General features: G+C 69.2%; 25 protein-coding genes and 1 riboswitch. Of the genes, 12 read left to right on the top strand and 13 right to left on the bottom strand.

All coding sequences use genetic code 11. From position 1 onward, the window contains the following. Positions 1–416: 416 nt before the first annotated feature. The 3 genes from BM144_RS22700 to BM144_RS08430 form a co-directional block, all read right to left on the bottom strand. Positions 417–1,691 carry a S1 family peptidase gene (locus tag BM144_RS22700; protein ID WP_139225675.1) on the bottom strand — a complete coding sequence of 425 codons (1,275 nt, stop codon included), beginning with the start codon at positions 1,689–1,691 and terminating at the stop codon, positions 417–419. A gap of 202 nt (positions 1,692–1,893) precedes the next feature. Next, complete coding sequence (locus tag BM144_RS08435; RefSeq protein ID WP_092951047.1) at positions 1,894–2,739, bottom strand: fumarylacetoacetate hydrolase family protein; 846 nt, start codon at positions 2,737–2,739, stop codon at positions 1,894–1,896. A 212-nt stretch (positions 2,740–2,951) separates the two neighbouring features. After that, a complete protein-coding gene (locus BM144_RS08430; protein ID WP_092951045.1) occupies positions 2,952–3,689 on the bottom strand; it encodes a transporter substrate-binding domain-containing protein in 738 nt (245 codons plus the stop codon). 293 nt (positions 3,690–3,982) lie between these two features. Here BM144_RS08430 and BM144_RS08425 point away from each other — a divergent pair, with 293 nt between their 5' ends. From BM144_RS08425 to BM144_RS08415, 3 genes are all read left to right on the top strand, one after another. Then, positions 3,983–4,588, top strand: a complete 606-nt coding sequence (locus tag BM144_RS08425; RefSeq protein WP_092951043.1) for a chromate transporter — start codon at positions 3,983–3,985, stop codon at positions 4,586–4,588. Continuing rightward, a complete protein-coding gene (locus BM144_RS08420) occupies positions 4,585–5,175 on the top strand; it encodes a chromate transporter (RefSeq protein WP_092951157.1) in 591 nt (196 codons plus the stop codon). Before BM144_RS08425 ends, BM144_RS08420 begins: the two co-directional genes overlap by 4 nt. A gap of 161 nt (positions 5,176–5,336) precedes the next feature. After that, positions 5,337–6,305, top strand: a complete 969-nt coding sequence (locus BM144_RS08415; protein ID WP_092951041.1) for an aldo/keto reductase — start codon at positions 5,337–5,339, stop codon at positions 6,303–6,305. 31 nt (positions 6,306–6,336) lie between these two features. Here the strand turns inward: BM144_RS08415 and ribB are convergent, their stop codons facing one another. From ribB to BM144_RS08395, 4 genes are all read right to left on the bottom strand, one after another. Beyond that, positions 6,337–6,948: a 3,4-dihydroxy-2-butanone-4-phosphate synthase gene (ribB, locus tag BM144_RS08410; protein ID WP_245783595.1), complete on the bottom strand. Its 612-nt coding sequence runs from the start codon at positions 6,946–6,948 to the stop codon at positions 6,337–6,339. A 256-nt stretch (positions 6,949–7,204) separates the two neighbouring features. Continuing rightward, positions 7,205–7,387: riboswitch (FMN riboswitch) on the bottom strand. Between the two features lie 54 nt (positions 7,388–7,441). Continuing rightward, entirely contained in the window at positions 7,442–8,179 is a 738-nt protein-coding gene (locus tag BM144_RS08405; protein ID WP_092951039.1) for an SIR2 family NAD-dependent protein deacylase, read from the bottom strand. A gap of 5 nt (positions 8,180–8,184) precedes the next feature. Next, the gene (gene rlmB / locus BM144_RS08400) at positions 8,185–8,937 is read right to left on the bottom strand and encodes a 23S rRNA (guanosine(2251)-2'-O)-methyltransferase RlmB (RefSeq protein ID WP_092951037.1); all 753 of its coding nucleotides are present in this window, start codon (positions 8,935–8,937) and stop codon (positions 8,185–8,187) included. Positions 8,938–9,086: 149 nt separating this feature from the next. Next, positions 9,087–9,797, bottom strand: coding sequence for an ABC transporter ATP-binding protein (locus BM144_RS08395; RefSeq protein WP_092951035.1), 711 nt, complete (start codon positions 9,795–9,797; stop codon positions 9,087–9,089). Positions 9,798–9,815: 18 nt separating this feature from the next. Between BM144_RS08395 and BM144_RS08390 the strand changes: the two genes are divergently transcribed. After that, positions 9,816–10,484: an arylesterase gene (locus tag BM144_RS08390; protein WP_092951153.1), complete on the top strand. Its 669-nt coding sequence runs from the start codon at positions 9,816–9,818 to the stop codon at positions 10,482–10,484. Positions 10,485–10,511: 27 nt separating this feature from the next. On the opposite strand, the gene BM144_RS08385 is transcribed toward BM144_RS08390, so the two are convergent. From BM144_RS08385 to BM144_RS08375, 3 genes are all read right to left on the bottom strand, one after another. Then, positions 10,512–10,715, bottom strand: coding sequence for a hypothetical protein (locus BM144_RS08385; protein WP_092951033.1), 204 nt, complete (start codon positions 10,713–10,715; stop codon positions 10,512–10,514). Between the two features lie 91 nt (positions 10,716–10,806). Beyond that, positions 10,807–12,051 carry a PLP-dependent transferase gene (locus BM144_RS08380; RefSeq protein WP_092951031.1) on the bottom strand — a complete coding sequence of 415 codons (1,245 nt, stop codon included), beginning with the start codon at positions 12,049–12,051 and terminating at the stop codon, positions 10,807–10,809. A 73-nt stretch (positions 12,052–12,124) separates the two neighbouring features. After that, positions 12,125–12,595 carry a BON domain-containing protein gene (locus BM144_RS08375; RefSeq protein WP_092951029.1) on the bottom strand — a complete coding sequence of 157 codons (471 nt, stop codon included), beginning with the start codon at positions 12,593–12,595 and terminating at the stop codon, positions 12,125–12,127. Between the two features lie 117 nt (positions 12,596–12,712). Here BM144_RS08375 and BM144_RS08370 point away from each other — a divergent pair, with 117 nt between their 5' ends. From BM144_RS08370 to BM144_RS08355, 4 genes are all read left to right on the top strand, one after another. Further along, positions 12,713–14,479 (top strand): SulP family inorganic anion transporter, encoded by a 1,767-nt coding sequence (locus BM144_RS08370; protein WP_092951027.1) that lies wholly within the window; start codon positions 12,713–12,715, stop codon positions 14,477–14,479. An 83-nt stretch (positions 14,480–14,562) separates the two neighbouring features. Beyond that, the gene (locus tag BM144_RS08365; protein ID WP_434802654.1) at positions 14,563–15,306 is read left to right on the top strand and encodes a GGDEF domain-containing protein; all 744 of its coding nucleotides are present in this window, start codon (positions 14,563–14,565) and stop codon (positions 15,304–15,306) included. 10 nt (positions 15,307–15,316) lie between these two features. Further along, positions 15,317–16,180: a MinD/ParA family protein gene (locus BM144_RS08360; protein WP_092951023.1), complete on the top strand. Its 864-nt coding sequence runs from the start codon at positions 15,317–15,319 to the stop codon at positions 16,178–16,180. Positions 16,181–16,260: 80 nt separating this feature from the next. Then, entirely contained in the window at positions 16,261–17,064 is an 804-nt protein-coding gene (locus BM144_RS08355) for a sulfurtransferase (RefSeq protein ID WP_092951021.1), read from the top strand. A 66-nt stretch (positions 17,065–17,130) separates the two neighbouring features. Here the strand turns inward: BM144_RS08355 and BM144_RS08350 are convergent, their stop codons facing one another. The 3 genes from BM144_RS08350 to BM144_RS08340 all read right to left on the bottom strand — a co-directional run bounded on the left by BM144_RS08350 (position 17,131) and on the right by BM144_RS08340 (position 19,519). Continuing rightward, entirely contained in the window at positions 17,131–18,081 is a 951-nt protein-coding gene (locus BM144_RS08350; RefSeq protein WP_092951019.1) for a pirin family protein, read from the bottom strand. A gap of 106 nt (positions 18,082–18,187) precedes the next feature. Further along, entirely contained in the window at positions 18,188–18,742 is a 555-nt protein-coding gene (locus BM144_RS08345; RefSeq protein WP_092951017.1) for a flavodoxin family protein, read from the bottom strand. A gap of 75 nt (positions 18,743–18,817) precedes the next feature. Then, the gene (locus tag BM144_RS08340; protein ID WP_092951015.1) at positions 18,818–19,519 is read right to left on the bottom strand and encodes a pirin family protein; all 702 of its coding nucleotides are present in this window, start codon (positions 19,517–19,519) and stop codon (positions 18,818–18,820) included. A 102-nt stretch (positions 19,520–19,621) separates the two neighbouring features. Between BM144_RS08340 and BM144_RS08335 the strand changes: the two genes are divergently transcribed. The 4 genes from BM144_RS08335 (at position 19,622) to trmB (ending at position 23,542) form a co-directional block, all read left to right on the top strand. Next, positions 19,622–20,569, top strand: a complete 948-nt coding sequence (locus BM144_RS08335; RefSeq protein WP_092951013.1) for a LysR family transcriptional regulator — start codon at positions 19,622–19,624, stop codon at positions 20,567–20,569. A 125-nt stretch (positions 20,570–20,694) separates the two neighbouring features. Beyond that, positions 20,695–21,810, top strand: coding sequence for an NAD(P)/FAD-dependent oxidoreductase (locus tag BM144_RS08330; protein WP_175525978.1), 1,116 nt, complete (start codon positions 20,695–20,697; stop codon positions 21,808–21,810). After that, on the top strand, positions 21,807–22,787 hold the full coding sequence (gene gluQRS, locus BM144_RS08325) for a tRNA glutamyl-Q(34) synthetase GluQRS (RefSeq protein WP_092951011.1): 981 nt from the start codon (positions 21,807–21,809) through the stop codon (positions 22,785–22,787). The genes BM144_RS08330 and gluQRS overlap by 4 nt, the downstream gene beginning before the upstream one ends. Beyond that, positions 22,784–23,542, top strand: coding sequence for a tRNA (guanosine(46)-N7)-methyltransferase TrmB (trmB, locus tag BM144_RS08320; protein ID WP_245783584.1), 759 nt, complete (start codon positions 22,784–22,786; stop codon positions 23,540–23,542). Before gluQRS ends, trmB begins: the two co-directional genes overlap by 4 nt. Positions 23,543–23,579 lie beyond the last annotated feature (37 nt).

Below are 23,579 nucleotides of genomic sequence, written 5' to 3'. Positions count from 1 at the left end.
CCAGTACGTAACTACAGCTAACGCTCGGGATCACACTGCCTAGCAGCAACAGCATTAACTACACACCAGAACCATCCCATAGCTCGCATTGCCTTTCCAGGCAAAGTACATGAGCACAACGACCAAGCCAGACTCGAAATAAAGGTGAATGCTGGCAACGAGACATTCTTGTCTGCGCACTTTGCGACTGCGGGATGAGATAAGGCCGCGGACACATCGGCTACCCTGCGCAGCGCCTCTTACTTTTTATACCGAGAGGGCCGGCGCAGCCTATTCGATAGGATGGACTGGCACGCTTTGTTGGAATCAAGCTTGCTGATACGGGAATTTCAACTCCAGACAATGGAAGGCACCTTTATGAATTCCCAACTGACAAAACAACCAAACTACTTGACAATTTCCATTATCAGTACCAATCAATCTATCCGCAATTTTACATTTGGATATTTCGCCAAGTAACGATCGAGTGGCTGGACAATCGAATTAGGGCGCACTTGCCCTCCAAAAGCGGTGCCGCATGTACCATTTGGAAATTTTCCAATCGTCCCCGAATAAATTCCTTGAGCATTATGTTTCTGAGAAACCACAGGACCACCAGAATCTCCGCCTTTGCCACAAATATCAACCTCCACAAAGTACCAAAACTCCCCATCGACATACTGCGGACTGCTGATTGCCACAGTTCTTCCACATCGCCAACCACTAGAACTGCCATGGGTGCAAACCATTTGGTTTTCTCGCATCAACTCAAGCTCTTTTACTTTGACGATTGAAGCTTGGCCAGTTGTCAGCATCGTGCCCGCTTCAGTGTGAACAAAATTGGTATTCCCAAATATTATCGCATCATCTTTTTTAGCCCAGCCGCTAGCAAAGAACTCGCCGATCTGATCACCCAGAATGCTTCCTGTTGGACTAGTGCCGAGATTAAAATAAACATTTTTCCACTTATTCCCCTCATAACAATGAGCAGCGGTAACCGAAGCAGGATATACATTATCAACAATAACATTAAACCCTGTGGTGCAGGTCATCGCAGAGGTTGACTGGGAACTCTCAGCCGCCAATATCTTTGTGCCACCATGTACTATGCCCGTGAATGTCGCCGGCCCGCTTTGTTTCTCGAAGTCCAATACCTCAAAATCAAAACCTTCATTCCACAATATTTCTTTGACTTTGACTAAATTATCTTCCTCTGCACGAATTAAAATATTATTCTTTTGCTGAATCAATGCCGCGCCATAAATTGCCGGAAATCCATTTATTTTTTTACCAGAAAAAATTTCAAGAATTTTTTTCTGCATCAACTCAAGCTCATTGAGACTGTACTTCACGTTGAGCACCTTCACGCCTGAAAGGCTTTCGAGCGCAATTTTCTGGTTGACTCCCGCTATTCCAGAATAGCCAACAACCAGCTGAACCAAGCCATTCTCAAGATAATCTACCCAGATACCACCATAATTATCACCAAATACTCTTCTAGCTTCCTGCTGTGTTTTTTCCGAGGAGTTTAATATTAGTTCATTTTCTTTGGTATCATATTTCTGCATTCCAGTGGCAATCAATGCCTCTTCTTGGCTGAGAAATGCACTATCTTTTTTGGCCCCACCCATTTCAAGATCAATAGTTTGCGAATAGGAGCTTGCTGATAATGCAAGGCCAACCAATATCGAATATAAATTCTTAAGCAACATAAATCTCCCTATCAATTGAATAGTTTATAAATCTTTAAGCCAATTCTTTGAAATGATTGACTTCCCTCATCTCTTAGGGATGTCTATCAAGCTCATTCTCGCTAGACATTTAAGTTCTAAGCTCGAACAAATCATCCACACGTGAAAGGTCTGCGAGAAATTCCGTCTCGCAGAATACACCGTTTGATTCTTGAAGGAAACACTAGCCGCCCACGCACTCCAGGCGCTGCTCGCCCAGGCCGGTGGCTCCCAGCCGCATCAGGTCGCCCGCGCGCAGGAAGCGCGGTTCGGGCTTCTTGCCCAGGCCCACGCCGGCGGGGGTGCCGGTGAGGACGATGTCGCCCGGCTCCAGCGTCATGAACTGGCTGATGTAGGCCAGCACGGTCGGCACGCCGAACAGGAAGTCGCGCGTGTGGCCGTCCTGCATGCGCTCGCCGTTCACCTCCAGCCACAGGCCGATGGCATGCGGGTCGGGCAGCTCGTCGCACGTCACGAGCCAGGGGCCGATGGGGGCGAAGGTGTCGCAGCCCTTGCCCTTGTCCCACTGGCCGCCGTGTTCCATCTGGTAGCTGCGCTCCGAGACGTCGTTGGCCAGCACGTAGCCCGCCACGTGCGCCAGCGCCTGGGCCTCGGGCACGTGCTGCATGCGCGTGCCGATGACCACGCCCAGTTCGACCTCCCAGTCGGTCTTGCGCGCACCCGGCGGGATGCGCACGGCATCGAACGGCCCGCTGACCGCGCTCGTGGACTTCATGAACAGCACCGGCTCCGCGGGCGCGGCCAGGCCGGCCTCGCGCGCATGGTCGGCGTAGTTGAGGCCCACGCAGACGATCTTGCCGATGCCCCCCACGGGGCAGGCCAGGCGCGGGGCGCCCTCCACCGCCGGCAGGCGCGCGGCATCGAGGGCCGCGAGCGCCGACAGCGTGCGCGGCGAGAGCTGGGCGGGGCCGATGTCCGGCAGCAGCATCGAGAGATCGCGCAGGGTGCCCTGCGCATCCACCAGCCCCGCGCGCTCGGCGCCGGGCTGGCCATAACGGACCAGTTTCATCGTGCAGACTCCATCGCGGCGAAGGCCGCCGCGCCGGCATCTTAGATGCGGCTGGCACAACCCAGCGGAGCGGTTCTGGCCAGGCGCCGCGTCGCAGGCAGTACGAGGAGTACGACAAGACGTGGCGACGACGCCCGAAGAGTTTTGGGGCCGCTCCCAGGCCGGTCAGGCAGGGACGGAGCCCGCACGCCCCGCACGCCGGGCCGTGGCTTTCAAGCCTGCGAGGGAGGCGCCACGGTCGCGCCCCGGATGCCGTGGCGCTCCAGCGCCTGCGCCACGAAGCCCGAGCGCTTGGCCTCCTCGACGAAGTCCGACAGCGCCTGCTGCGCGGCGGCGCCGCGCGCCCGGGGAATGCCCAGGGCCTGCTGGATCACCATGAAGCGCCCGGGCAGCAGCCGCAGGCCGCCCAGCCGCTCTGCATCGGCCTGCAGTTGCTGCTTCACGCCCGCGGCCACGTCGGCCGTGGAATCGACGAAGGTGCCCACCACGGCGGGCGAGGTGGGCGCGCGCAGGATCTGCGCGTGCTTCAGCTCCCGCGTGAGGTAGAGGTCGTACGCGCTGCCCTGGCCCACGACGACGGTGTGCCCGGCGCGGTCCACCGCGGCGTTGTCGGTGAGGGGCGAATCCTCCCGCACGAGGTAGCTGCCCTCGATCAGCACGTACGGCGCCGAGAACAGGATGCCTTCGCCGCGCAGCGGGTCCACCGCGAAGAAGCCGAAATCCGCGGCCTCGCGCGCCACGGCCTCCACGGATTTGCCCGCGGTATCGAACACCACCAGCTCCAGCTCGGCGCCCAGCGCCTGGGCGAAACGGCGGGCCAGGTCCACCGAAACGCCCTCCGGCGGGCTGCCCGCCGCCTGCCGCGCCAGGATGGGGTTGCCCGTGTTGATGGAAGCGCGAACGCGGCCGCCCGGCGCGAGGGCCGAGCGCAGCTCTGGAGGAAATTCCATGGCGAAGTCCTTGTGTGTCCTGCACCGCAGGCGAACGGCACGCAGTGTGCCGGCGCTGCAGTATCCCGGAAACGGCGGCGCCGGCCGATGCCCTGCGGCGCACCGGGCCGCAAATCGCCGCGGCGGCCCCGGCCGCCCCCGGGTGCCGTGCCACCGCGTGCGGCGCGCCGTACGATGCAGGCCGCCGCCGCCCTTACGCACCGCGCATTTGCTATAACTTAAATAGCAAACTATTCAATGGATACGGCGGCATGAGGCATATTTCGATCAAACCCCTGCCCTCCATACCCGCCATGCCCGATCCCGCGCCCGCCGAGCCCTCCAGCCCCCTTGCGGGCCCTGTCCCCCGACCGCGCCCGCGCGACTGCACGGACCTGTTCTGGTCGTTCACCTGGCTGGCGCTGCAGGGCTTCGGCGGGGTGCTGGCCGTGGTGCAGCGCGAGCTGGTGGACCGCAAGGGCTGGCTCACCAACGACGAATTCATCGAAGACTGGGCCGTGGCGCAGATCCTGCCCGGCCCGAACGTGGTGAACCTGTCGGTGATGGTGGGCGACCGGTACTTCGGCTGGCGCGGCGCGGCCGCGGCGCTGGCGGGCATGCTGCTGCTGCCGATGCTGGTGGTGCTGGGCCTGGCCGTGGTGTATGCCCGTCATGCGGCGCACCCGGCGGTCGCCGGCGCCCTGCGCGGCATGGGCGCGGTGGCCGCCGGGCTGGTGGCGGGGGTGGCGCTGCGCATGGGCGTGGGACTGCGCAAGCACCCGCTGGGCCCACGCATCGGCGTGGCGTTCGTGGGGCTCACCTTCGTGGCCATGGCGGCGCTGCACTGGCCGCTGGCGGCGGTGCTGCTGGTGGTCGGCGGCGCGGCCTGCGCCTGGACGTGGCGGAGGCTGCCGGCATGACCGGCGCCACGCCGCTCGCGCTGTCGCTCGGGCCCTCCGACTGGCTGCAGCTGTTCGCGTACTACCTCTCGCTGTCGCTGCTGACGGTGGGCGGCGCCATCGCCACGGCGCCCGACATGCACCGCTTCCTGGTGGGCCGCCAGGGCTGGCTGACCGACCTGCAGTTCAACGCGTCCATCGCCATCGCGCAGGCGGCGCCGGGGCCGAACGTGCTGTTCATCGGCCTGCTGGGCTGGCAGGTGGGGCTCAATGCCGGCGGCTGGGCCCTGGGCCTGCTGGGCATGGCGCTGTGCCTCGTGGGCGTGATGCTGCCCAGCACCCTGCTCACCTGGGCGGCCGCGCGCTGGGGCCACCGCAACCGCGACCGCCGCGTGGTGCGCGCCTTCAAGCAGGGCATGGCGCCCGTGGTCATCGGGCTGCTGCTGTCCACCGCCTTCGTGCTCGGCAGCGCGCACGGCGGCTTCGCGCAGAGCTGGCGGCTGTGGGCCGTCTCGGCCGCCTGCATGCTGATCGTCTGGCGCACGCGCATCCATCTGCTGTGGCTGCTCGGGGCAGGCGCGCTGCTGGGGGCGCTGGGCTGGGTGTGAGCGCCAGGCGGCGCGCCCGGGCAGCCTCGGGATGTCGCCCACGGGACGGGGGCACACAGGCGCTTACAACTGCGCCGGCACGAGGGATACGCTGCGCCGCAACAATGGGTCGCACGGGGCCGCCGCGCCCCGCTTCCCCACTCACCTCCAGGAGACTTCCCATGCAATTGCGCCCCCTCGGCCGTTCCGGCCTGCAGGTTTCGCCGCTGTGCTTCGGCGGCAACGTGTTCGGCTGGACCGTGGACGAGCCGACGACGTTCTCCCTGCTCGACGCCTGGCTGGACGCGGGCTTCAATTTCGTCGATACGGCCGATGTGTATTCGCGCTGGAACCCGGGCCACATGGGCGGCGAATCCGAGGCGCTGATCGGCCAGTGGCTCAAGCGCAGCGGCAAGCGCGACCGCATCGTGCTGGCCACCAAGGTGGGCAAGGACATGGGCGACGGCAAGGTGGGCCTCAAGCCCGACTACATCCGCCGCGCGGTCGAGGATTCGCTGCGCCGCCTGCACACCGACCGCATCGACCTCTACCAGTCGCACGACGACGACGCCTCCACCCCGCTCGAAGACACACTGGGCACCTATGCCGACCTGATCCGCGAGGGCAAGGTGCGCGCCATCGGTGCCTCCAACCACACGGCCGCGCGCCTGTCCGAGGCGCTGGCCACCAGCGAGCGGCTGGGCCTGCCGCGCTACGAATCGCTGCAGCCGCTCTACAACCTCTACGACCGCGCGGTGTTCGAGGCCGAACTGCAGCCGCTCTGCGTGGAGCAGCAGATCGGCGTCATCAACTTCTACGCGCTCGCGGCGGGCTTCCTGACCGGCAAGTACCGCAGCGAGGACGATGCCTCGAAAAGCGCGCGCGGCGCCAAGACGGTGGAGAAATACCTCAACCCGCGCGGCCTGCGCATCCTGGCCGAACTGGACGAAGTGGCCGAGCGCTACGAAGCCACCCCGGGCCAGGTGGCCATCGCCTGGCAGATGGCGCAGCCCGGCATCACCACACCCATCGCGAGCGCGACCTCGCTGGAGCAGTTGCACGACCTCGTGCGCGCCGCGCAGCTCCAGCTCGACGCCGATGCGCTAGAAGCGCTGAGCCAGGCCAGCGAAGAGGCGCCGGCCGAAGCCTGACCGCCGCAGGGCCCGCCGCTGCGGCTGGGCATCAACCGCCCTCGCCGGTGCTGCGCCGGTGGGTGGCCAGCGCCTGCACCGTGGTGCAGAGCAACCCGTGCGTGCGGGCGAAGCGGACAACGTCTGCGCCGCGCGCCATCGTTCCGTCGGGATTCATCAGCTCGCACAGCACGCCCGCGGGCCGCAGCCCGGCCAGGCGGGCCAAGTCCACGGCCGATTCCGTGTGCCCGCCGCGCTCGAGCACGCCGCCTGGCCGCGCCACGAGCGGGAACACGTGTCCCGGGCTGACCACTTCCGGTGCGGCACCCAGTGGGGGCGTGCGCAGCGCGCAGCGGATGGTCTGCACGCGGTCCGCGGCCGATACGCCCGTCGACACGCCCCAGGCGGCCTCGATCGACTGCGTGAAGGCGGTCGCGAACGACGACCGGTTCACCTCCACCATCGGCCGCAGCCCGAGCGCGAGCGCATGGTCCGGTGGCAGGCAGAGGCACACGATGCCGCTGCCCTCGCGGATCATCAGCGCCATCGTGGCCTCGATGAGGTTCTCGGCCGCGCAGATGAGGTCCGCCTCGTTCTCTCGGTCGGCGTCGTCGAGCACCAGCACAGGGCGGCCGGCTGCGATCTGCGCGAGGACGTCGGCCATGGGCGCCAGCGGAACGCCGTCGGAGGTGGCGCACGGAAGGCAGCGGGCCTGCGGCCCGTCCGCGCCATGGACGGGCGGTATGGGAGAGGGAATGGCGAGGGTATTCATGGAAACGCTCCTTGGTTGGAAAAGAACGCTCCAAGGCTTGGCATGCGGCCGGCCGCGCGCCGGCGCACACCCGCACCGCCGCGGCGGAACTGGCATGGCACGGCGCGGCCGTCCGCACTCGGCCCGAAAGCACGCGCGAGACGACCGGCAGCATCTTCTTTCATCCGGACTATGACCGTCGGCCCCAGACTGAAGGCAGCCATGGAGGCCGCCTCGCACTGGGTCTGCTGACCTCCCGCCTCGCGGCAGGAGCGCTCGCGGGCTCGCGGCCACGGTGATTCCGCGTCCGCCTACCGCCGGTGGGGAATTGCACCCCGCCCTGAAGACCGGCGGATTATGCCGGGCGGTGGGCACCAGGCGCGGCCCGCCTCCCGCCAACGCAGCTCTACCCGGCCAGGATGGCCGGCAGCGCCTGCGCCGCGGTGGAGGCCACCACCAGATCCGCCAGGTCGTCGAGCGCGCTGGGCGCCGGGTTGACGACGGCCACGCGCGCGCCTGCCCGGTGCGCGATGTGCGCCAGCCCGGCGGCCGGATAGACCACGCCCGCGGTGCCCACCACCAGCATCAGCGCGCACTCATGGGCGGCGTCCTGCGCCTTCTCCAGCAAGGCCTCGGGCAACGCTTCGCCGAACCACACCACCGCGGGGCGCAAGCGGTTGCCGCAGGTGCCACAGGTGGGCGGGCTGCCCGGCACGGCCGCCGACACGTTGCAGCACAGGCGCGGCGGATCGAGCCACCGGTCGGTGCGCAGATCGCCGTGCAGGCAGAGCACGCCGGTGCTGCCGGCGCGCTGGTGCAGGCCATCCACATTCTGCGTGGCGAGGGTGAGCCGGTCCGGGTAGCGGCGCGAGAAATCGGCCAGCGCGCGGTGGCCCGCGTGGGGCTCGACGCCGGCCAGTTGCGCGCGCCGGTGCGCGTACCAGTCCCAGACCAGGCCGGGCTGCGCGCGAAAACCCTCCACGCTGGCCATTTCCTCGGGGCGCAGGTGGGCCCAATGGCCGGTCTGCGCATCGCGGAACGTGGGCACGCCGGACTCGGCGCTCATGCCCGCGCCGGTGAGCACGAGGATGCGGGGCGCCTCGGCAACCCAGGCGCGCAGCGTGTCCAGGGGCGCGCCGGCCATGGCGTTCAGCCCCCGCGCTGGCGCAGCGCCTCGTAGAGGCACACGCCGCTCGCCACCGAGACGTTCAGGCTCTCCACCGCGCCCTTCATGGGGATCGAGACCAGCTCGTCGCAGGTCTTGCGCGTGAGCTGCCGCATGCCGGCGCCCTCGGCGCCCAGCACCAGCGCGACGGGACCCTTCAGGTCCACCTGGTAGAGCGTGCGCGGGGCGTCGTCGCTGGTGCCGATGCACCAGATGTTGCGCTCCTTCAGCTCGCCCAGCGTGCGCGAGAGATTGGTCACCATGAAGTACGGCATCGTCTCGGCCGCGCCGCTCGCGACCTTGGCCACCGTGGCGTTGATGCCCACGGCATGGTCCTTGGGGGCGATCACCGCATGGGCGCCCGCGCCCTCGGCCACGCGCAGGCAGGCGCCCAGGTTGTGCGGGTCGGTCACGCCGTCGAGCACCAGCAGCAGCGGCTTCTCGACGCCGTCGGCCTCCAGTTGCTCCAGCAGCTCGTCGAGCGAATGGACCTGGGCCACGGCCTCGACACGCGCGGCCACGCCCTGGTGGCCGTGGCTGCCGGCGAGCTTGGCGATGCGCATCGCGTCGGCCTCGATGAGGCGCGCGCCCGCCTCCTTGGCGCGGTCGAGGAACTGGCGCATGCGCGCATCGCGCCGCGTGGCCTCGTAGTAGATCTCAATGATGGACTGCGGCGCGGTCTTCAGGCGCACGCCCACGGCGTGGAAGCCGAATAGCACTTTGGGGCTGGAGGACATGCGGGCGATTATCCGCGCCCGGCGGCCTGCGATCGAATGCTATATTTTCAATAGCAAACTATTCAATGGAATCGGCGGCATGGAACACAAAAGACCTGAGCCCGTGCGCAAGCGGCCGGGGGCGCCGGAGGCGCCGAAGCGCTCCCGTCTCAATGCTCCGGCACGATCCGGCCGGCATCGATGGTGATGCGCCGGTCGCACTGCGCCGCGATGCCGCGGTCGTGCGTGACCAGCACCAGCGTCGTGCCCAGTTCGCGGTTCAGGTCGAACATGAGCCGCATGATCGTCTCGCCGGTGGCGAAATCCAGGCTGCCGGTGGGCTCGTCGGCCAGCAGCACGTCGGGCTGCACCACGAAGGCCCGCGCGAGCGCCACGCGCTGCTGCTCGCCGCCCGAAAGCACCTTGGGGTAGTGCGACAGGCGCTGGCCCAGGCCCACGCGGCCCAGCATCTCGGTGGCGAGTGCGCGCGCATCGCGGCGCTGGGCCAGCTCCAGCGGCAGCATCACGTTCTCCAGCGCCGTAAGGTTGCCCAGCAGCTGGAAGCTCTGGAACACGAAGCCCATGCGCCGCGCGCGCAGGGCGGCGCGGTCGTCCTCGCCGAGGGCGAACAGGTCCTCGCCGCCCAGCCGCACCGTGCCGCGCGTGGGCGTATCGAGCCCCGCGATGATCGACAGCAGCGTGCTCTTGCCCGAGCCCGAGGCGCCCACGATGGCGGCGGTGTCCCTCGGTGCGAGCCGGAAATCGATATCCCGCAGAATGTCGAGCGTGCCGGTGGAATCCGTCACCGATTTGTGCACATGCTCCACGGCGATGATGGGAGCGGCGGGCTGGGACGGTGTTTCCGGCGAATGTTCCGACATGAAAGGTGCTTTGCAGTGATGCGAATGGATGGATTCCGGCGAGACTTTATCGTGGCGGCCGCAAGCGCCGCCGTTCTGGGGCTTTATGCCCCCATCGCGGCCGCGCAACCCGCCGCCGCGGCCGGCGGCCAGCCCGTGATCCTGGTGGTGGGCGATTCCCTGAGCGCCGAATACGGCCTCGCGCGCGGCACGGGCTGGGTGGCCCTGCTGGAGAAGCAACTGTCGCAAGAAAAGATCGCTGCCACGGTAGTGAACGCCAGCGTGAGCGGCGACACCACGGCCGGGGGCCGTTCGCGCCTGCCGGGCCTGCTGGCCCAGCACCGTCCGACCCATGTCATCCTCGAATTGGGGGGCAACGACGCGCTGCGCGGGTTGCCGCTGCAGGGCACGGAGGCCAACCTGCAGGCCATGGCCGAGGCCTCGCGCAAGGCCGGCGCCCGGGTGCTGATCGTGGGCATGCAGGTGCCCCCCAACTACGGCTCGGACTACACGCGGCGTTTCGAGGGCGTGTTCGCCGCGGTGGCCAAGAGCACGCAGTCCGCGCTGGTGCCCTTCCTGCTGAAGGGCGTGGCCGACGGGCCGAATCCGACGGCGATGTTCCAGGCGGACCGCATCCACCCGCGCGCCGAAGCGCACCCTCTCATGCTGGCCAACGTGTGGCCGGAGCTGCGCCGGCTGCTGCGCTGAGGCAGCCAGCCTGCGCGGGGCGGCGCGTCAGCCGGCCCGGTTGCTGTCGGCGGCGCCGTCCGCAGCGGGAGCGTCGGTGCCCGCGGCATCGCCCGTGCTGCCATCCGCCTCGGATTCGCCACCGGGTTCATCGGTCTTGCGCTGGGACTTGGCGAATGCCTTTTCTTCCTTCTTTTTCTTCTTGGCGAGTTCACGCTGCCGCTTTTCGTATCCGTAATTGGGTGTTGCCAAGATGAGGACCCCTTGAATGCTGTATGGAAAGCCAATGTATCAGGACGCCCCGAGACCCCTCGGTGCGTGCTGATACCGATGGTACCCGCACTCAGCCGGCGGGAAACGCAGCCGCGAGGGCCTGGGCGAGGTCGGCCTGCAGGTCGGAAACGCCTTCCAGCCCGATGGAGAAACGCACCACCGTGCCCTCCCGCAGATGGGGGGTCGGGCGGCTGCGCATCGACCGCAGCTCATAGGGCACGACCAGGCTCATCGGCCCGCCCCAGCTGTAGCCGATCTTGAACAGCCTGAGCGCATCGCAGAAGGCATCCACCCGGTCCTGCGCATGCCGCGCGTCGATGACCACGCTGAACAGCCCGGCCGCGGCGCCCTCCCCGCCTCCGCGGGCGCAGAGCGCGGCCCAATGCTCGTGCCCGGGCGACCCGGGCAATGCGGGGTGCAGCACCTGCACGACCGCCGGCTGGTCGGCCATCCAGCGCGCCAGCCGGCGTGCCGCCACGTCGTGCGCACCGTACCGCAGCCCGATGCTGGGCAGCGAACGCAGCACGGCTTCGACATCGTTGGCACCCACCCCGAATCCCAGGCGCATGTGCGTGAGCTTGATGCGCAGGTGCAGGGCGGGGTCGCGCGTGATCGCGCTGCCCATGAGTACGTCGCCGCCGCCGCTGGGGTACTTGGTGAGCGCGTGCACCGACACGTCCACGCCCAGTTGCCCGTCGCCCAGCAGGTCGAACGGATTGAAGGCGATGCCGGCCCCCCAGGTGTTGTCCAGCGCCGTGGTCACGCCGCGCGCGCGGCAGATGCGCACCTGTTCGGCCAGGTCGGGGAATTCCAGCGTGACCGAGCCCGGCGCTTCGAGCCAGACGAGCCGGGTCGCATCGGTGATGCGCGCGGCGAGGTCGGCCGGATCGAGCGGGTCGTAGTAGCCGTGGCGAATGCCGTAATGGGCCAGTTCCACCTCGGCCAGCGCCTTGTTGGGGCCGTAGGAGTTGTCGGGGATCAGCACCTCGTCGCCGGAGCGCAGCAGCGCGAGCGCAACGTTCGCGATGGCGGCCAGCCCGCTGGGCATGAGCACGCACTGCAGGCCGCCTTCCAGCTCGCACAGGCGTTCCTCCAGGATGTAGCTCGTGGGCGTGCCGTGCAGGCCGTAGGTGTAGCTGGTCTTGTCCTTCCACTCGCGGGCGCGCATCGCCGCGACGTTCTGGAAGATCACGGTGGAGGCCTTGTGCACGGCCGGCTGCGGCGCGGAGAAACCGGCCGGCGGCACGTAGGCGTGGTGGATCAGGCGTGTCGCGGGCTCGGAGCCCGGCGTGGCGTCGGAGTCAGGAAAGGTCATGCGGCGATGGTATCGCCGCCGGCCCGTCCGCTGGCGCACCGGGGCGCACAGCAGGGGCCTTCGGTCGCCGCGGTCAGCCCGTGGCGCCCGGCGCGATGGTGAGCTGGTTCACCACCGAGTTCACGCCCTTGACGTTCTCGGCGATGCGGCTGGCGCGCTCGCGGGCCACGTCGTTCTTCACGGGGCCGGACAGCGTCACGATGCCGTTGCGGGTGTCCACGTCGATCTTGATGGCGCTCAGTTCGGCATCCTGGGCCAGTCCGGCGGTCACCTTCGCGGTGATGCCGGCGTCGTCCATCACCTCGGCCGCGCGGGCGGCAGCCTGGCGCGATGCCTGGCTGGCTTCGGTGGCCGCGGCTTCCATGCGACGCTGCGCGTCGGAGGCGGCCTCGCCCGTGCGTTCGATCGTGGCGTCGATCTTCTGGCCAACGGTCTGCTCGTCCTGCCGGTTGCAGGCGGCCAAGCCGAACGCGAGCGCGGTGGCCGACAGGATGGTCAGCACGCGCTGCTGGGTGCTCTTGGGGGAAGGGGCATCGTGCGTCATGGAGGTCTCCTCGAAGGGTCCGGGGAAGGGGTTGGAACGAATGTAGGCTCGACCGTGGCGCCCCCCGGTCGGACAACGCCGAAGCTTGCGTAGGACGCCTGAGGCGAGAATCGCCCCATGCCTCCCGCACCGTCTCCCGCACCGTCTCCCGCACCGTCTCCCGCACCGTCTCCCGCCCCCGGTCCGCAGCCCGCGGCCGCGCCACCCGCACCGTCCGACCGCCGCCGCGCGCTGCAGCGCTGGTTCCCTTTCCTCGGCTGGCCGCGGCCCGATCCGCAGTTGCTCCAGGGCGAGTTCTGGGCCGGCATGACGGTGGGCCTGATGCTGGTGCCCCAGGGCGTGGCCTATGCCGCCCTCGCCGGCATGCCGCTCGTGACGGGCATCTACGCCTCGCTCGTGCCGGCGCTGATCGCGGTGCTGTGGAGCTCTTCCACGCGCCTGGGCGTCGGCCCCACGGCCCTCACCAGCCTGCTGATCGGCGCGTCGCTCACGGGCATGGCCGAGCCGGGCAGTGCGCAGTGGGTGGCACTGGCGGCGTGGATGGCCCTGCTCTCGGGCCTGGTGCAACTGCTGCTGGGCGCCGTGCGGGGTGGCTGGCTGCTCAATCTGGTGACGTCGCCCGTGCTCAGCGGGTTCACGCAGGCCGCGGCGCTGCTGATCCTGGCTTCGCAGTTGCCGGCGCTGCTCGGGCTGCGCACCACCTGGCATGCGCTGGCCGCGTCGCCCTCAATCCACCATTTCGATGGCACGGCCGCCGCCTTCGGGCTGGGCAGCCTCGCGCTGCTGACGCTCGCGCGCCGCTGGCGCTCCAGCTTTCCGTCGGCCATCGTGATCGTGGGCGTGGCCGCGCTCGCAAGCCGCGCGCTCGGCTATGCCGACCACGACGGGGCCGTGGTGGGCCACCTGCCGTCCGGGCTGCCGCAGCCCTACTGGCCCGGCTGGCTCAGCTGGGAGCAGTTCGGGCAGTTGCTGATGCCGGTGCTCGTGGTGACGCTGGTGAGTTTCCTGGAGACCGCATCGTCGGCCAAGGTCGAGCACCAGCAGGGCGGCACCCGCTGGAACGAGAACCAGGACCTCATCGCCCACGGCCTGGCCAAGATGAGTTCGGGTCTGTGCGGCAGCTTCGCCACCAGCGCATCGTTCTCGCGGTCGGCGATCAACCTGTATGCCGGCGCCCGGAGCGGCTGGGCGACGATCTTCGCGCTGGCCCTCGTGCTGGCGGTGCTGCTGTGGCTCACGCCGGCGCTCTACCACGTGCCGCAGTCGGTGCTCGCCGCCGTGGTGGTGGCCGCCGTGACCAGCCTCATCAAGCCGGCGGTGCTCTGGCGGCTGTGGCGCATCTCGCGCGTCGAGGCGTTGATCGGGGGCCTGACGTTCTTCCTGACCCTGGCGACGGCGCCGCGCATGTACTGGGGCGTGCTGGCAGGCCTGGTCATGAACCTGTGCCACTTCCTCTACCAGCGGCTGCATCCGCGCATCATCGAAGTGGGGCAACACCCCGATGGCAGCCTGCGCGACCGCCACCTGTGGCTGCTGCCCCCGCTGGCGCCCGCGCTCTTCGCGGTGCGGATGGACGCCGAGCTGGACTTCGCATCCGCAGCGGCGCTCGAACGCCGCATCTCGGACCACCTGGCGGCCCACCCGGACATGCGGCACGTGTGCCTTTTCGCGCTGCCGGTGAACCGCATCGACGTGACCGGCGTGGAGTGCTTCGCGCGGTTGCGCGGGCTCGCCCGGGCCCAGGGCGGCGTCCTGCACGTCAGCGGCATGAAGCTGCCGGTCGAGCAGGTGCTGCGCCGCGCAGGCCTGCTGGACGGACCGGGCCTGGTGCTTTACCGTACCGACGGCGAAGCGCTGATGGCGTTGCAACGGTTACCCCTGTAGTTACCTATGGGGGCACGCGCGCTGATACACTCGACCCACACTGTTTGTTGCATTTTGTGTCTGAATCTGCGACCCCTCCATCCGTGGACCTGCGCGACCTGCGCCTGACGACAGCGCACGCTCTGGTCGCTCAGGCGCTGGGCTCCGAAGCCGCCATACCGCGCGATACGCCACTGCATTACCTGCAGGGCCTGATCGACGGCCTGTGCGAGCTGTCGCTGAAGGATCCCCTCACCGGCCTGGCCAACCGCCGCCATTTCCGCACCGTTCTGGAGCGCGAGATCGACCGCGTCACGCGCGCGGGCGAGGCGGCCTTGCTGCTGATGCTCGACATCGACCATTTCAAGCGGGTCAACGACACCTACGGGCACCTGGCGGGCGACATCGTGCTGCAGTCGGTGGCGCGCACCCTGAGCAACTGCGTGCGGCCCATGGACACGCTCTCCCGGTACGGCGGCGAGGAGTTCGCCGTCGTGCTGCCGGCCTGCCAGGCCGGCTTCGGCCGCGTGGTCGCCGAGCGCATCCGCCGCGCGGTGGAACGCACGCCGGTGCGGATCTCGCCCACGGTCGAGCTGAACATCACCGTCAGCGTGGGCGGCGCCTTCGCGCTGCAGTGGATCCGCAGCACCACGCTGCTCTGGACCGAGCGGGCAGACAGCCAGCTCTACAAGGCCAAGATGGCGGGCCGCAACCGCGTCAGCATCGAGGACCAGCCGGACAGCACCGTGAGTGCCGAGGAGAAGAGTTTGCTTTTCGGTCCGCTGTACACTCCCTCGGGTTGGGGCGACCTTCCCCCGCCCTTGGATTCCACAGGCAGCGCCTATTGAAAGCACAGAGATGACCGACGCGCTGTCACCCCGTTCCACACCGCCGGCTCCTCAGGCCTCCGTGCCGGGCCGGCCCCCTGCCCCCACGCCCGCGCCCACCGGCGCACGCATCATCGCCATCACCAGCGGCAAGGGTGGCGTGGGCAAGACCTTCGTTTCCGCCAACCTCGCTGCGGCGCTCACCCGCCGCGGGCACCGCGTGCTCGTGCTCGACGCCGACCTGGGCCTCGCCAACCTCGACGTGGTCCTGAACCTGCACCCCAAGGTCACGCTGCACGACGTGTTCACCGGCAAGGCCGACCTCGAAGACGCGGTGATCGATGCGCCCGGCGGCTTCTCCGTCGTGCTCGCCGGCTCCGGCATGGTCGAGTATTCGCGCCTCACGCCCGAGGTGCGCAGCGAATTCCTCAACGTGATCCAGACGCTGGCGCCGCGCTTCGACGTGGTGCTGCTCGACACCGGGGCCGGCATCTCCGACGTGGTGCTGTTCTCGGTCTCGCTCGCGTCCGAGGTGCTGATCGTGGCCACGCCCGAGCCGACTTCGCTCACCGACGCCTACGCGGCCATCAAGGTGCTGGCGACCCAGCAGAAGCGCCAGTACGTGCGCATGGTGGTCAACCAGGCCGCGCGCCCGGGCGACGGCCGTGCCATCACCAGCCAGCTCCAGCAGGTGCTGGACCGCTTCGTGACCACCGAATCGGGCCGCCCCATGCGGCTGCTGCACATGGGCGACATCCCCGCCGACACCTCCGTGCGCGATGCGGTCATGCGGCGCCAGTTGCTGCTGATGCAGATGCCTGGCTGCCCCGCGGCCCTGGCGATCGCGCAGCTGGCCAACAAAATCGATTCCACGCTGCTCACGCCCGCGGCCTGACGCCGCGGCGCGGGCGGGGCGCGGGGCCGGCGCCCCTGCCCCACGCGGCGCAGCGCTGCCCGCCGGACGAGCCCATCGCGATGAACCACAACGACGTCCTCAACATCTCCTGCTATCTGTTCGTGCCGCTGCCCGACGCGGCCGACCTGCGCGACCGCATCCACGCCCGCTGCGTGGAGAGCCACCTCAAGGGCACCATCCTGCTCGCCGAGGAAGGCATCAACATGTTCCTGGCGGGCCCCGCGTCCGCCGTGCGCGGCTTCGTGGCGTGGCTGCGGGAGACGGATGCGCGTTTCGCCCCGCTGGAACCCAAGGAAAGCTGGTCCGCCACGCAGCCCTTCCGCAAGATGCTCGTGAAAGTGAAGCGCGAGATCATCCGCATGGACCACCCCGCCATCCGCCCCGCCGCCGGGCGGGCACCCGCGGTGGACGCGCCCACGCTGCGCCGCTGGCTCGACCAGGGCCACGACGATGCGGGCCGGCCGGTCGTCACGCTCGACACCCGCAATGCCTTCGAGGTGGACCACGGCACGTTCGAAGGCGCCATCGACTGGCGCATCGCGAAGTTCACCGAATTCCCGCCCGCCCTGCGCGCGCACAAGTCCGGGCTGCAGGACAAGACCGTGGTGAGCTTCTGCACGGGCGGCATCCGCTGCGAGAAGGCCGCGATCCTCATGCGCGAGGAAGGGCTCGAACACGTCTACCAGCTCGAAGGCGGCATCCTCAAATACTTCGAGCAGACCGATGGCGCGCACTACCGCGGCGGCTGCTTCGTGTTCGACGAGCGCGCAGTGCTGGCCGCGGACCTGTCGGCGCCGGCTGCGCCCGTGGCACCGGCGCCAGAAGACGCGGCGCAGGACACGCCGATCGCTATCGAAAAGTGAGCAAACTATTCAATGAATCCGGCGGCATGGAGCCGATTCGACTATTGAACACTCCGGCCACTGCGCTCACGGCTTGAAATGCCGCTCGGGCAGCGGGATGCGCTCCGGATCGCCCGCAACGCTGCCCAGGCGCCCGGCCTCCCAGTCGTCCGCGGCCTGCACGATGCGCTCCTTGCGGTCGGAGACGAAGTTCCACCAGATGTGGCGCGGGCCGTCCAGCGGCGCGCCGCCGATCACGACGCAGCGCACCGGGCCCTCGCCATCGGCCGCCTGTATCCGCACCGGGCCATCGCCCAGCGGGACGGCCAGCGTGCCGGCGGGCTGGGCCATGGCACGGCCGGCGGAGTCCTCCAGCCGCAGCGCGCCCTCCACCGCGTAGATCGCCATTTCGGGCACGAGCGACGGCAGGGGCAGCGCGCCGCCCGCGGGCAGTTGCACGTCCAGGTACAGCGTCGGCGAGAGCGTGGCCACGGGCGAGGTGGTGCCGAAGGCACTGCCGATGAGCACCCGCACGCGCCCGCCCAGGGCGTCGTGCACCTCGGGAATCGCGTCTGCGGGCGTGTGCACGAAGGACGGCGCCGTCTCCCCGTGCTCCGAGGGCAGCGCGGCCCAGAGCTGGATGCCGTGGTTCACATACGAGCGACCGCGCAGCCGCTCGGGCCGCCGTTCGGAATGCACGATGCCGCGGCCGGCGGTCATCCAGTTGATGGCACCGGGCGCGATCTCCTGGGCGGAGCCGAGGCTGTCGCGGTGCATGATCGCGCCGTCGAACAGGTAGGTGACCGTGGCGAGCCCGATGTGCGGATGCGGTCGCACGTCGTACTCGGACTCCGGCTGCACATCCACCGGCCCGAAATGGTCGAAGAAAACGAAGGGGCCGATGGACCGCCGCTGCAGCGCCGGCAGCAGCCGCCGGACATGGAAGCCGCCCCCGAGGTCCTTGGCGTGGCCGTTCAGCAGCAGGAAGGGCGGCGCGGCGGCGCCGTTGTCGTCGGGGGGAGCGGCATTCGTGCCCATGGGCGGTCCTCCGGGTGCGGGCCTGCGCTTTCAGCGGAGGCAGACAGGGGAGCGGGCGGCGGACGGACCTGGCCGGCGGTGCCGCCCGCGGGAAGGGCGAACCGTATCAGCCGCGCAGCCGCTGCGCAATCTGGGCCACGCGGGCGCCGTAGGCACGGCCGGTTTCGAGGTCGCCGGGCAGCATTTCCTGCACGCTGGCGTCCGAGGGCGACTGCGCCAGCACACCCACCGAACCGCCGAGGTTGTTGACGTCGTTGCGCGTGGCGGCCTTGGCGTTGCTGGGGAGCATGCCCAGGCTGACCCAGATGCCGCCGTGCTGCGATGCCAGCGTCTGCAGGGCGATCAGCGACACCTGCTTGTCGCCGTTCAGGCTGGCGCTGTTGGTGAAGCCGCCGAAGACCTTGTCCTGCCAGGCGCGGCTGAACCAGGCCTTGGACGACGCATCGGCGAATTTCTTGAACTGCCAGCTCGGGCCGCCCATGTACGTGGGGGTGCCGAAGATGATGCCGTCCGCGGCGGCCAGGGTGTCCCAGCCGCCCTCGGGCAGGTTGCCGTCGGCATCGATGGCGACGAGTTGCGCGTTGGCGCCGTCGGCGACGGCCTGGGCCAGGCGCTGGGTGTGGCCGTAGCCCGAGTGGTAGACGACTGCGATGTTTGCCATGGAAGAACTCCGGGTTGGTGGGTTGAGTGAAAACGAAAAGCGAGGGGAAAACGTGTGCGGACAGTGCCGGTCAGGTCAGGCGGCGAGATCGAGGACCAGCACCTCGGCGCCTTGGCCGTGGCACAGGTCCAGGCGGGTTTCATGCTCGATGAACACCGCATCGCCGCCGGACAGCGCCCGGCCGTTGGCCTGCAGGGTGCCGCGCACCATGTGCACGTAGCATTTCCGGGCCGGGTCGAGCGCCAGCCCGGCGGCATCCGCGCCGTCGAAGCGGCCCGCATAGAGGCGGGCATCGGCATGGAGCGCGAGCGCCCCCGGCGGGGCCGCCGGAGCCGCCAGCAGGTGCAGCAGCCCGGCTTCCTGGAGGGCGGGGCCCGGCACCTGCGCGCATTCGGGCACGGCACCCCGGCAACCCGGCTCCAGCCAGATCTGCAGGTAGTGCGCGGCCTGGTCGGGGGCCTGGTTGAACTCCGCGTAGGTGACGCCCGTTCCCGCGCAGATGCGCTGCACATGGCCCGCGGGAATCGACTGGACCCGGCCGCCGCAGTCGCGGCAGGCGAGCACGCCCGAGAGCACGTAGCTCAGGATCTCGACGTCGCGGTGGCTGTGCAGGCCCAGGCCGGCGCCGGGCGCGATGCGGTCTTCGTTCAGCACCCGCAGGTTGCCGAAGCCCATGTACCGCGCGTCGCGGTAACCGGCGAAGGAGAAGCTGTGGAGCGAGCGCAGCCAGCCGTGGTCGGCATGGCCCCGGTCGCACGATTTGCGGACAGTCAGCATGGAGCGGCAGTGGACAGTGCCGCCACTGTAGAAGCCGGCTCCGCCTTGCGGGCGCAGCGCGATTGAAGGCATCATTCAAAACCTTTGAATCGCCAGCCGCCCATGACCTCGAACGCCACCGCCCGCGACGCCCTGACGCCCGACACCCTGGCCATGCTGCAGGTGATCGCGGAAACCGGCAGCTTCGCGGCGGCAGCCCGGCAGCTCGGTCTGGTGCCCAGCGCCCTCACCTACCGGGTGCGCCAGATCGAGGAAGCGCTCGACGTGCTGCTGTTCGACCGCAGCGCGCGGCAGGCGCGCCCCACCGCCGCCGGCAGCGAACTCCTGCGCGAGGGCGCGCGCTTGCTCGAAGAAGCCGAGGCCGTCGCGCACCGGGTGCGCAGGGTCGCCACGGGCTGGGAGCCGCAGCTCACCATCGCCGCCGACGGCGTGATCTCCCCCACCACCCTGCTGGAGCTGGTCGAGGCGTTCTATGCCCAGTCGCCCCCGACGCGGCTCAAGCTGCGCGACGACATCCTCACGGGCACGCTCGAAGCGCTCACCACCGGCCGCGCGGACCTCGCGATCGGCGTGGCCGTGAACGCATCCAACGCGGCGGGCCTGCAGGGCGCGGTGATGGGCGACCTGCTCTTCCTGTTCACCGTGGCGCCCCACCACCCGCTCGCGACCGCGCCCGAGCCGCTCACCGACACGGTCCTGCGCCAGCACCGCGCCATCGCCGTGGCGGATTCGGCGCAGCGCGGCGGTGTCACCATGGGCCTGCTGGGCGGGCAGGACGTGCTGACCGTGGACAGCATGCAGACCAAGCTGCAGGCCCAGTTGCGCGGCCTGGGCGCGGGCTTCCTGCCCGAGCCGATGGTGCGGCCCTACGTGGACGCGGGGCGCCTGGTCGTGCGCGAGGTGGCCCGCCCCGCGCGGCGCGTGCGCCTGCACTACGCGTGGGGCGGCGCCGGCCATGCGCCGCCCGGCCGCGCGCTGCAGTGGTGGCTGCAGCAGCTCGAAAGCCCGGCCACGCGCGCCGCGCTGCTCGAAAACCACCACCCTTTCTGACCCCGGTGCGATGCGCCGCACACCCCCCTGTTTTTCCCACCTCCGCGGCGCCGCATGCCGTGTAGAGTGAACCCATCCCCGGTGGCCGCCAGGCCCCCGACGATGCATCCCAGAAAGGCCGGACCATGACCTCTTCCCGATCCCATTCCCGCTTCCGCACCCGAGACACCGCCGACCGCGCGGCCCCCGCTGCGGAGCCTTCCCCGGCCCGGCGCTTCGCGGTGATCGGCGCAGGCATGGCCGGCATCGCCTGCGCCCGCACGCTCGTGCAGGCCGGCCACGCCGCGGTGGTCTTCGAGCAGGGCGAGCGGCCCGGCGGACGCACGGCCACGGTGGATTCGCCGTTCGGCGGGTTCGATGCCGGCGCCCAGTACTTCACCGTGCGCGACGGCCGTTTCGCACGGGCCCTGGAAACCGTGCCGGGCCTGTGCCGGCCCTGGAGCGCCACCACCGTGCGCGTGCTGGACGCCGCGGGCCGCGTGGCCGCCGCCGCACCGCCGCCACGCGAGCCGCACTGGGTGGCCACTCCGGGCATGCAATCGCTGGTCGGCGCCTGGGCCGAGCCCCTGGCGCGCGCCGGCCAGTTGCTGACCGACGCCCGGGTGACGCACATCGCCCGCGATCCGCTGCAGCCCACGGGCTGGCAACTGCGCACCTGCGCACAGGACGGCGCGCAGCACGTGCACGCCGGCTTCGATGCGGTGCTGCTGGCCCTGCCCGCCTCCGAGGCCCGTGCGCTGCTGCAAAGCTGCGGCCTGGCGTCCGCACTGGCCAAGGCGCTGGAGGCCGTCGAGGTGGCGCCCTGCTGGACGCTGATGCTCGCCTACCCCCATGCAGTGCAGCCCGGCCTGAACACGCTGGGCCCGCAATGGAACGCGGCGCGCAGCACCCACCACCGCATCGCCTGGCTGGCCCGCGAATCGTCCAAACCCGCGCGCTCGGGTGTGGAGCGCTGGACCGTGCAGGCCAGCCCGGCCTGGTCGGCCGAACACCTGGACGACGCGCCCGAGCGCGTGAAGGCCAAGCTGCTCAAGGCCTTCGCGGAAGTGACGGGCGTGCGCGCCGCGCCGGGCCATGCCGAGGTGCTGCGCTGGCGCGACGCGCAGACGGCGCGCCCGCTCGGCCGCAGCCACCTGTGGGACGCGGGTGCGGGCATCGGCCTGGCGGGCGACTGGTGCCTGGGTCACCGGGTCGAGGATGCGTTCGTGTCGGGCCTGGAGCTGGCTCTGGCACTGGCATGAGCCGGCGCTACATCGGCCGGTTCGCTCCTTCGCCCACCGGCCCGCTGCATGCCGGGTCGCTGGTCGCTGCGCTGGCCAGTTGGCTGGACGCACGCGCCGCGGACGGCGGGCGCGGCGGACGCTGGCTGGTGCGCATCGAAGACGTGGACGGCCCGCGCTGCCAGCCCGGCGCCGCCGAAACCATCCTGCGCCAGCTCTCGGACTGCGGCCTGCAGCCCGATGGGCCGGTGCTGTGGCAATCGTCGCGGGAGGCGCGCTATGCGGCCGTGCTCGGCGGCATGGTCGAGCGCCGGCAGGCCTATCCCTGCGCCTGCACGCGCGCCGACATCGAGCGCATCCACCGCCAGCACCACGGAGAACGCCACCGGCATGCCGAGCTGCCCTATCCCGGCACGTGCCGGCATGGGCTCGGCGGGCGCGCGGCACGCTCCTGGCGGTTCCATGCGACGGAAATCCAGAAAAGATTCGCACAAGCCGCCCCCGCGCCCGCAGCGCCGGACGCGGCCCTGCAACCCCGGTTCGATGCCCACGGCGTGGCCTGGCACGACCGCCGGCTCGGCGCGCGCCACCAGGACGTGGCCGGCGTGGTGGGCGACTTCGTGCTGCGCCGCGCCGACGGGCTGTGGGCCTACCAGCTGGCCGTGGTGGTGGACGACGCGGACCAGGCCGTCACCCACGTGGTCCGCGGTGAAGACCTGCTGGACAACACGCCCCGGCAGCTCCTGCTGCAGCATGCCCTGGGGTGGCCCGCGCCCGTGTACCTGCACACGCCGCTGGTGCGTGCGGCCGACGGAGAGAAGCTTTCCAAGCAGCACGGCGCTCCGGCCGTGGACACGCGCGAGCCGGTGGCCGCGCTGTCCGCCGCCGCATCCGTGCTGGGCCTGCCGGCCCTGCTGCATCCGCACGACAGCGGCGTTTCCGGGGCGTTGGCTTACTGGGCGCAGGCGTGGCCACGAATCTACAATCCACCATCGTGACAGCTACGCAATCCCCCCTGGCCGACACCGGCCCCGCCTCCCCCGCCGCACCGCGCGGCGACGGCCTCGCGCCCGCGGACGTTCCGTATCCCAAGGCCATCAAATCCTATGTCCGGCGTGCCGGCCGAACCACCACGGGCCAGGCCAAGGCGCTCGAAACCTGGGGCGCCGAATTCATCCTCGACTACGCACCGGAGCCCATCGATGCCGACGCCGCCTTCGGCCGCTGCGCGCCGCTGATCCTGGAGATCGGCTTCGGCATGGGCGAGGCCACCGCGCACATCGCGGGCGTGCGCCCGCAGGACAATTTCCTGTGCTGCGAAGTGCACGAGCCCGGCGTCGGCGCGCTGGTCAAGCGCATCGGCGAGCAGGGCCTGTCCAACATCCGCATCCTGCAGCACGACGCCGTCGAGGTGATCGACCACATGCTGCCGGAAGGCACGCTCCAGGGCGTGCACATCTTCTTTCCCGATCCCTGGCACAAGAAGCGCCACAACAAGCGCCGACTGATCCAGCCGGCGCTGGTCGCCAAGCTCGCACGGCGCCTGCGCACCGGGGGATACCTGCATTGCGCCACCGACTGGCAGCCCTACGCCGAACAGATCCTGGAAGTGCTTTCCGCCGAGCCGCTGCTCTCCAACACGGCGGATGGCTATGCGCCCCAGCCGGATTACCGCCCACTCACCAAGTTCGAGAACCGGGGCCTGCGCCTGGGCCATGGGGTGTGGGATCTCGTGTTCGAGCGCAAGCCCTGACCCGCCCGCGCCTCTGCATTCCGCAACGCCACGCACC

Source organism: Paracidovorax konjaci (genome assembly GCF_900112675.1).
GTDB classification, from domain to species: domain Bacteria; phylum Pseudomonadota; class Gammaproteobacteria; order Burkholderiales; family Burkholderiaceae_C; genus Paracidovorax; species Paracidovorax konjaci.
Note: the sequence above shows the minus strand (reverse complement) of the source record. Positions and strands in the feature narration are given on the sequence as shown.

What these genes read in the sequence shown, in the direction of transcription:
- BM144_RS22700 (WP_139225675.1), bottom strand. Translation starts at nt 1,691, where the DNA reads ATGTTGCTTAAGAATTTATATTCGATATTGGTTGGCCTTGCATTATCA.
- BM144_RS08435 (WP_092951047.1), bottom strand. Translation starts at nt 2,739, where the DNA reads ATGAAACTGGTCCGTTATGGCCAGCCCGGCGCCGAGCGCGCGGGGCTG.
- BM144_RS08430 (WP_092951045.1), bottom strand. Translation starts at nt 3,689, where the DNA reads ATGGAATTTCCTCCAGAGCTGCGCTCGGCCCTCGCGCCGGGCGGCCGC.
- BM144_RS08425 (WP_092951043.1), top strand. Translation starts at nt 3,983, where the DNA reads ATGCCCGATCCCGCGCCCGCCGAGCCCTCCAGCCCCCTTGCGGGCCCT.
- BM144_RS08420 (WP_092951157.1), top strand. Translation starts at nt 4,585, where the DNA reads ATGACCGGCGCCACGCCGCTCGCGCTGTCGCTCGGGCCCTCCGACTGG.
- BM144_RS08415 (WP_092951041.1), top strand. Translation starts at nt 5,337, where the DNA reads ATGCAATTGCGCCCCCTCGGCCGTTCCGGCCTGCAGGTTTCGCCGCTG.
- ribB (WP_245783595.1), bottom strand. Translation starts at nt 6,948, where the DNA reads ATGGCCGACGTCCTCGCGCAGATCGCAGCCGGCCGCCCTGTGCTGGTG.
- BM144_RS08405 (WP_092951039.1), bottom strand. Translation starts at nt 8,179, where the DNA reads ATGGCCGGCGCGCCCCTGGACACGCTGCGCGCCTGGGTTGCCGAGGCG.
- rlmB (WP_092951037.1), bottom strand. Translation starts at nt 8,937, where the DNA reads ATGTCCTCCAGCCCCAAAGTGCTATTCGGCTTCCACGCCGTGGGCGTG.
- BM144_RS08395 (WP_092951035.1), bottom strand. Translation starts at nt 9,797, where the DNA reads ATGTCGGAACATTCGCCGGAAACACCGTCCCAGCCCGCCGCTCCCATC.
- BM144_RS08390 (WP_092951153.1), top strand. Translation starts at nt 9,816, where the DNA reads ATGCGAATGGATGGATTCCGGCGAGACTTTATCGTGGCGGCCGCAAGC.
- BM144_RS08380 (WP_092951031.1), bottom strand. Translation starts at nt 12,051, where the DNA reads ATGACCTTTCCTGACTCCGACGCCACGCCGGGCTCCGAGCCCGCGACA.
- BM144_RS08375 (WP_092951029.1), bottom strand. Translation starts at nt 12,595, where the DNA reads ATGACGCACGATGCCCCTTCCCCCAAGAGCACCCAGCAGCGCGTGCTG.
- BM144_RS08370 (WP_092951027.1), top strand. Translation starts at nt 12,713, where the DNA reads ATGCCTCCCGCACCGTCTCCCGCACCGTCTCCCGCACCGTCTCCCGCA.
- BM144_RS08360 (WP_092951023.1), top strand. Translation starts at nt 15,317, where the DNA reads ATGACCGACGCGCTGTCACCCCGTTCCACACCGCCGGCTCCTCAGGCC.
- BM144_RS08355 (WP_092951021.1), top strand. Translation starts at nt 16,261, where the DNA reads ATGAACCACAACGACGTCCTCAACATCTCCTGCTATCTGTTCGTGCCG.
- BM144_RS08350 (WP_092951019.1), bottom strand. Translation starts at nt 18,081, where the DNA reads ATGGGCACGAATGCCGCTCCCCCCGACGACAACGGCGCCGCCGCGCCG.
- BM144_RS08345 (WP_092951017.1), bottom strand. Translation starts at nt 18,742, where the DNA reads ATGGCAAACATCGCAGTCGTCTACCACTCGGGCTACGGCCACACCCAG.
- BM144_RS08340 (WP_092951015.1), bottom strand. Translation starts at nt 19,519, where the DNA reads ATGCTGACTGTCCGCAAATCGTGCGACCGGGGCCATGCCGACCACGGC.
- BM144_RS08335 (WP_092951013.1), top strand. Translation starts at nt 19,622, where the DNA reads ATGACCTCGAACGCCACCGCCCGCGACGCCCTGACGCCCGACACCCTG.
- BM144_RS08330 (WP_175525978.1), top strand. Translation starts at nt 20,695, where the DNA reads ATGACCTCTTCCCGATCCCATTCCCGCTTCCGCACCCGAGACACCGCC.
- gluQRS (WP_092951011.1), top strand. Translation starts at nt 21,807, where the DNA reads ATGAGCCGGCGCTACATCGGCCGGTTCGCTCCTTCGCCCACCGGCCCG.